This is a genomic window from Polaromonas sp. P1_E3, from assembly GCF_056405935.1.
Genome location: NZ_JBFUBD010000769.1, coordinates 1 through 734, shown reverse-complemented (window position 1 = coordinate 734; position 734 = coordinate 1). Strand labels below are relative to the sequence as shown.

Below are 734 nucleotides of genomic sequence, written 5' to 3'. Positions count from 1 at the left end.
GCTGCTTGGTACGCGTGGCGTTCACGACCAGGTCGTTGTCGCGGCTGTGGATGCCGACGATCATGCCTTCATACACCGGGTCATTGGCGCGTACGAACATGCGGCCGCGGTCGTCCAGCTTGCCCAGGGCGTAGGTGAAGATTTCACCGTCATCCATCGAAATCAGCACGCCGTTCTTGCGGCCGCCGATGTCGCCCTTGTGCGCTTCGTAGCTGTCAAAGATGTTGGAAATCAGGCCGGAACCACGCGTCAGGTTGAGGAACTCGTTGGTAAAACCGATCAGGCCGCGGGCCGGAATGCGGTACTCAAGGCGCACGCGGCCCCGGCCGTCCGGCTCCATGTTCACCAGCTCGCCCTTGCGCTCGCCGAGGGCTTGCATCACGCCACCCTGGTGCTGGTCTTCGATGTCGGCGGTGACCAGCTCGATAGGCTCGTGCTTTTCACCGTTGATTTCCTTCATCACGACGCGCGGCTTGGACACCGCCATCTCGAAACCTTCGCGGCGCATGTTTTCCAGCAGGATGGTCAGATGCAATTCGCCCCGGCCCATGACTTCGAAGATACCTTCTTCGTCGGTTTCGGCGACGCGCAGCGCCACGTTGTGCTGCAGTTCTTTTTGCAGCCGGTCCCAGATCTGGCGGCTGGTGACGTACTTGCCTTCGCGGCCGGCCAGCGGGCTGGTATTGACGCAGAAGTTCATGGTCAGGGTCGGCTCATCGACCTTCAGCATGGGC

1 protein-coding gene is annotated in these 734 nt (G+C 61.4%); it reads right to left on the bottom strand.

Going from position 1 to position 734, the window contains the following annotated elements; all coding sequences use genetic code 11:
• Nucleotides 1-734: large ribosomal subunit assembly factor BipA (locus AC1D0Z_RS23435; protein WP_477660514.1), on the bottom strand; the 734-nt coding region annotated here is incomplete at both ends.